We start from the raw sequence: 6576 nt of genomic DNA on the forward strand, positions 1-6576 counted from the left end.
CCGTCCCCCAAACCACACGGACGAACATGGGGCCTTCGGCGGCTACGGGGGGTCGGGGGTGGGTGGTTCACGAGGTATGTCCCGGATCGTCTCGGTACCGGACCGGCTCACCAGCGGTTTTCGGTACGCGCGGATACCAAGACCACCCTTTTGCGGGGCATCGGCGCTGTCGTGCCCGGCCGCTAAGCTCACCGCCGATGATCACGCACGTCGTCGGCAGGGCGGCCGAGCTGGCCTACGTCACCGCGCGAGTCCAGCCCGGTTCGGGTGGCGCGCTGGTGCTGCTCGGCGACGCGGGCATCGGCAAGACCACCATCCTCGACCAGGTCTCCGAGCAGGCCCGCGAGGCGGGCACCACGGTGTTCCGCGCCCACGCGGGCGAGGTCGAGCAGGCGCTGCCCTACGCGGTGCTGCACCGGTTGCTCAGGCCGCTGCTGCACCTGTCCGACCGGTTGCCCCGCAGGCCGGGGGACGCGCGGCACGGCGCGTTCGGGCGGGCTGCGGCGGACCGGGCCAACAGCCTGCAGACCGGGCTGGCGGCGTTGACGCTGCTGTCCACGCGCGCCGACAGCGGGCCGCTGCTGGTGGTGCTGGACGACGCGCAGTGGGCGGACCGGGCCTCGCTGGACGTGGTGTCGTTCCTGGCGCAGCGCCTGGTGGGCGAGCCGATCGGGCTGCTGGTGGCCGCGCGCGCCACCATCCCGCCCGCCGGGTTCCAGGTGCCGGTGCTGCGGCTGCGCCCGCTGGCCGAGCGGGACGCCGAGGCGCTGCTGGACCGGCAGCCCGACCCGCCGGTCGGCGCGGTGCGGCGGGCCCTGCTGGACGCGGCGGCCGGGAACCCGCTGGCGCTGGTGACCCTGGCCGGTCAGGCGCCGGAGGTCGCCGAGGACACCGACCCGGTGCCGCTGGCGGAGCGGTTGGAGCGGGCGTTCACCGCGCACCTGGCGGAGCTGCCCGAGGTGACGCGGGCGGCGCTGGTGGTGGCGGCGGCCGACGACAGCGCGGTGCTGCCGGGCGCGGCCGAGGCGCTGGAGCCCGCCGTCGCGGCGGGGTTGGTGCGGGTGCGGGAGGGCAGCGTGCACTTCCGGCACTCGGTGCTGCGGGCGGTGGTGTACCGGGGAGCGGGGTTCGCCGAGCGCAGGCGGGCGCACCTGCTGCTGGCGGAGGCGGCGCGGGCGGACCCGGACCGGCGGGCGTGGCACCTGTCGGCGGCGAGCTCGGACGCGGACGAGGCGGTCGCGGCGGAGATCGCGGAGGCGGCCAGGCGGGCGGCGCGGCGCGGGGCGAACCAGGCGGCGCTGGACGCGTGGGAGCGGGCGGCGGACCTGACGCCCGAGGGGGAGCGGAAGGTGGCGCGGCTGGGGGAGGCGGCGCTGACGGCGATGTCGCTGGGCAGGCACGCGCGGGCCAGGATGCTCGCGGCCCGCGCAGGCGCTGGCCCGTCGTGGGCGTCGATGCTGGAGGCGACGGCGGTGCTGCGGCGCACGGTGCACCCGGACCAGGCGCTGGAGCTGGCGATGCCGATCGCGCGGGCCGCGGGTGGTGACCGGGCGTCGTTGAACGCGCTGGGGCTGGTGGCGTACGCGGCCTACGCGATCGGCGAGCCAGGCCTGCTGGCGGGGTTGCTGGAGCCGGGGGAGGACATCACCCGCAGGTTCGCGTCGGTGGTGGCGTTCCCGTTCGCGGCGGCCCCGCAGGTGGACACGGACCGGGGGCAGCAGAACGAGGTGGTGTTCGCGGGGGCGCTGGCGATCCTGCGCGACGAGTACGAGGCGGCGATCCAGCTGCTGGCCACGGCGGTGGACCAGCACGGGTCGGTGCGGTCGGCGGGGTTGGTGGCGTCGACGCTGGCGAAGGCGTACTGGCACACCGGCAGGTGGGCCGACGCGGAGGCGGTCCTGGCGCCGCTGGTGGCGGCGCACCGGGTGTCGCCGGACGTGGGCACGATCGCCGCGACCACCCAGGCCGCCGCGCTCGCCGCGGTCCGGGGGGACGTGGCGATGGCGCGCAGGCACGTGGCGGACGCCCTGGACCTGGGGGCGCCGGGGGTGAGCCTGGACGCGGTGGTGCACGCGAGGTTCGCGGAGGGCCTGGCCGCGACGGCGGCGGGCGACCACGCGGCGGCGTTCGAGGCCTACGCGGCGGTGTTCACCGAGGACGGCGAGCCGGTGCACTACTACCTGTCGCACTACGCGGTGGCCGACCTGGCGGGAGCGGCGGTCCACCTCGGGGGCGGTGGTGGGTGGGGTGGCGCGGGAGCGGCTGGGGGCGTGGTTCGTGGCGGTGCCGGGGGCGCGGCCGGCGGCGGTCCTGAGGCGGCTGCCGGTGGCGCGGGGGGCGGCGCGGGCGATCCGGCGCTGGCTGGTGGCGTTGGGGCGGTTCGTGGCGCTCAGGGCGACAGCGGCGGTTCCGGGGCGGCGGCCAGCCCTAATCCGGTGGCCGGTGGTGGTCCGGTGGCCCGTGGTTCGGCAGCGCCGTTGGTGTGGGTCGCCGCGGTGCTGCGCAGGACCGAGGAGCTGACCAGGGGGGACACCCCGCCCAGGTTGCGGTTGCTGATAGCCAGGGCCCGCCTGCTGGTGGGCTTGGACCCCGGTGAGCTGCCCGCCACCACCCCGTGGCCGTTCGACCACGCGAAGTTGTTGCTGGACCAGGGCGAGCAGTTGCGCCGGTCGGCCCCGGTGGCGGGTCAGGACCCGGTGGACGTGCTGGGGCGGGCGCGGGTGGCGCTCGGTGGGGCGTTGGAGTTGTTCGAGCGCTTGGGGGCCCGGCCGTGGGCCGAGCGGGCGCGGGCCGAGTTGGCGGCGACCGGCGCGCAGGTCACGCCGAGGACCCGGACGGCGTTGGCCGGGTTGTCGCCGGAGCAGCAGGAGATCGTGCGGCTGGCGGCCTCGGGGATGACCACCAAGGAGATCGCCGAGCGGGTGCTGCTCTCCCGCCGGGCGGTGAACTTCCACCTGTACCAGGCGTTCCCGATGCTCGGGGTGACCAATCGGTCGCAGCTGCGCGAGGTCGTCGGCGACACCCCCAGGACTGACACCCCCAAGACGGACACCTCAGAGACTCACACCCCAGGGGCAGGCAGCTCCGAGACGGGTGCGGCCGATGACGTGGTGGACGAGGCCCCAGGGGAAGCGCCTGGCGCGTAGCCACCTCCCGGCCCGACCCGGCTCCCGCCCGGCTGGCTCCGCGTCGTCACCGGGTCACCGCATCGCCGGGCCGCATCGCCGGGCCGGGTCACCAAGCCGCTCCCCGGTCACCGGGTCTTCTCGCGGGCGTCGGCCAGGTCCTCGTCGGTGGGGGCGTCGTCCTGGGTGAGGGCCTTGCGCCAGTAGCCGGTGAACTCCACGCGGCCCCGGTCCAGTCCCCGGTCCTGCACCAGGTGCCTGCGCAGGGCGCGCACGACCGAGGCCTCGCCCGCCACCCACGCGGTGGGGGTGCCCGTGGGCAGTTCGGTCTCGGCCAGTGCCGCCTGGAGGTCGCCGACCCAGCGGATCTGGTCGAAGGGGAACGGCTGCTCGGGGCCGGTGGTCATGGCGAGGATGGTGGAGCCCTCGGGCAGGGACTCGATCAGGCTGGCCATGGCGGGCAGCGCGGTGGCGTCTCCGGCGAACAGGTACCAGTCGGCGCGCTTGAGCGGGCGGGTGTAGGCGGCGGAGGGGCCGTAGCGGCCGATCACGTCGCCGGGCTTGGCGGTGGCCGCCCAGGCGGTGGCGGGGCCGGGGGCGCCGTCGTGCAGGACGAAGTCGATGTCGACCTCGGACTGCTCCCTGCGGTGGTGGCGGATGGTGTAGCTGCGCATCCACGGGCGCTCGGGTTCGGGGATGGCCATGAACGCCTGGTACCACCCCATCCCGTAGGTGTCCTCCTGGTAGACGAGTTCGGGAAGGTCGTGGCCGGGGCGGGGGAGGAGGAGCTTCACCTGCTGGTCGGGCCACGTGTGGATGGCGTCCAGGCCCTCGCCGGTGAAGGTGATCCGGACGACCTGGGGGACGACGAGTTCGGTTCTGGTGACGGTCAGGGGAAGCATGGCGCACATCCTGGTGGTTGGGGGGAACGGCGTGATCACCACCCCGATCAATGATCTTGAGGGGGCGCCTGTCCGGACAGCGTGGTGTTGTGGTCACCCCGTGCCCACGTACTCCTTCAAGTGTCTGCCGGTCAGCGTGTGCGCCCGCGCGACGAGCTCGGCCGGGGTGCCGGTGAACACGACCTGCCCGCCGTCGTGGCCCGCGCCCGGCCCCAGGTCGATGATCCAGTCCGCGTGCGCCATCACGGCCTGGTGGTGCTCGATCACGATCACCGTGTTGCCCGCGTCGACCAGCCGGTCGAGCAGGCCGAGCAGCTGGTCGACGTCGGCCAGGTGCAGTCCGGTGGTGGGTTCGTCGAGCACGTAGGCAGCCCCGGCCTCGCCCATGCGGGTGGCCAGCTTGAGGCGTTGGCGCTCGCCGCCGGAGAGGGTGCTGAGGGGCTGGCCGAGGGTGAGGTAGCCGAGGCCGACGTCGGACATGCGCTCCAGGACCGCCCGCGCGGGCTTCTCGGTGAAGAACTCCAGCGCCTCGGTCACCGGCATCGCGAGCACCTCGCTGATGTTCCTGCCGCGCAGCCGGTGCTCCAGCACCTGCGGGGTGAAGCGCTTGCCCTCGCACTCCTCGCACCGGGTGGCGACGCCGGCCATCATGGCCAGGTCGGTGTGCACCAGCCCGATGCCCTTGCAGCGCGGGCAGGCGCCCTCGGAGTTGGCGCTGAACAGGCCCGGTTTGACCTTGTTGGCCCTGGCGAAGGCGGCGCGGATCGGGTCGAGCAGGCCGGAGTAGGTGGCGGGGTTGCTGCGGCGGGAGCCCCGGATGGGGGACTGGTCGACGGTGACCACGCCGGGGCGGCCGTCGAGGGAGCCGTGGACCAGGGAGGACTTGCCCGAGCCCGCCACGCCGGTGACCACGGTGAGCACGCCGAGCGGGACGTCGACGCTCACGTCCTTGAGGTTGTGCAGGGTGGCCCCGGTGATGGGCAGCTTCCCGGTGGGGGTGCGGGGGTGCTCGCGCAGGCTCGCCCGGTGGCCGAGGTGGCGGCCGGTGGGGGTGTCGGAGGCGCGCAGGCCCGCGACGTCGCCGGTGTAACAGACCCGGCCGCCGAGGGCGCCCGCTCCGGGGCCGAGGTCGATCACGTGGTCGGCGATCCGGATGGTCTCGGGCTTGTGCTCGACGACGAGGACGGTGTTGCCCTTGTCGCGCAGGTGCAGGAGCAGGCTGTTCATCCGCTGGACGTCGTGCGGGTGCAGTCCGGTGGTGGGCTCGTCGAAGACGTAGGTGATGTCGCTGAGGGCGGAGCCGAGGTGGCGGACCACCTTGACGCGCTGGGCCTCGCCGCCGGAGAGGGTGCTGGACTGGCGGTCCAGGCTCAGGTAGCCCAGGCCGATGTGGACCAGGGAGTCCAGGGTGTGCCGCAGGGAGGCGGTCATGGGGGCGACGGAGGGGGCGTCGAGCTTGGCGGCCCAGTCGGCGAGGTCGCTGATCTGCATGGCGGAGCAGTCGGCGATGTTCAGGCCGTCGATCCGGGAGGACAGGGCGGCCTCGCCCAGGCGGGCGCCCCGGCAGGCGGGGCAGGCGGTGGCGGTGGCGGCGCGGTCGACGAAGGCGCGCAGGTGCGGTTGGAGGGACTCGCGCTCCTTGGACAGGTAGAGGCGCCGGACCTTGTCGACCAGGCCCTCGTAGGTGACGTTGGTGGAGCCGACCTTGATCTTGACGGGTTCACCGTGCAGGAGCGTGGCGAGCTCGGCGTCGGTGTAGTCGGCCAGCGGCTTGTCGGGGTCGAAGAAGCCGGAGGCGACGTAGGTCTGCACGTACCAGTTGTCGACGGTGAAGCCGGGCACGGTGACGGCCCCGCCGAGCAGCGACTTCGAGCGGTCGACGAGCTGGTCGACGTCGACGGCGGAGACCTTGCCCAGGCCCTCGCAGCGCGGGCACGCGCCGTCGGGCAGGGTGAAGCTGAACGCGGCCGAGGTGCCGATGCGGGGGACGCCCAACCGGCTGAACAAAATGCGCAGCATGGTGTGCGCGTCGGTGGCGGTGCCGACCGTGGAGCGGGCGTTGGCGCCCATGCGCTCCTGGTCCACGACGATGGCGGCGCTGAGGTTGCGCAGGGAGTCGACCTCGGGGCGGCCGACGGTGGGCATGAAGCCCTGGACGAAGGCGCTGTAGGTCTCGTTGATCAGGCGCTGGGACTCGGCCGCGACGGTGCCGAAGACCAGCGAGGACTTGCCCGAGCCAGAGACGCCGGTGAAGACGGTCAGCCTGCGCTTGGGGATGTCGACCGAGACGTCGGCCAGGTTGTTCTCCCTGGCCCCGCGCACCTCGATGGCGTCGTGGCTGTCCGCTGCGTCGGCCATTCCCCGGTTCCCTCCGTGTTGTTTATGGCGTAAAGTGGCGATGGGGCCGAAGGTACTTTATGCTGTAAGGAGTTGCAAGTGGTTGTGTACGCTGGACAGGGCGATGCCCGGCGGTCCCTGTCGCTGCTGTGGCGGGAGGACAGCGGTGACCAGGCGAGACCGGGCCCCAAGCAGGGGCTGCCGGTCGACTC

At 73.8% G+C, this 6576-nt stretch carries 3 protein-coding genes and 1 pseudogene; 2 read left to right on the top strand and 2 right to left on the bottom strand.

From position 1 onward, the window contains the following. Positions 1-197 precede the first annotated feature (197 nt). Positions 198-3146, top strand: a complete 2949-nt coding sequence (locus ACTUAL_RS29485) for an AAA family ATPase (protein ID WP_440902527.1) — start codon at positions 198-200, stop codon at positions 3144-3146. A 107-nt stretch (positions 3147-3253) separates the two neighbouring features. Here the strand turns inward: ACTUAL_RS29485 and ACTUAL_RS29490 are convergent, their stop codons facing one another. Both ACTUAL_RS29490 and ACTUAL_RS29495 read right to left on the bottom strand, forming a co-directional pair. Next, the gene (locus tag ACTUAL_RS29490; RefSeq protein WP_440902528.1) at positions 3254-4027 is read right to left on the bottom strand and encodes a siderophore-interacting protein; all 774 of its coding nucleotides are present in this window, start codon (positions 4025-4027) and stop codon (positions 3254-3256) included. Positions 4028-4120: 93 nt separating this feature from the next. After that, positions 4121-6385, bottom strand: a complete 2265-nt coding sequence (locus tag ACTUAL_RS29495; protein WP_440902529.1) for an ATP-binding cassette domain-containing protein — start codon at positions 6383-6385, stop codon at positions 4121-4123. A 78-nt stretch (positions 6386-6463) separates the two neighbouring features. Here ACTUAL_RS29495 and ACTUAL_RS29500 point away from each other — a divergent pair. Further along, positions 6464-6576, top strand: a pseudogene (locus ACTUAL_RS29500) (TetR/AcrR family transcriptional regulator); the annotation flags it as partial.

Source organism: Actinosynnema sp., from assembly GCF_052038725.1.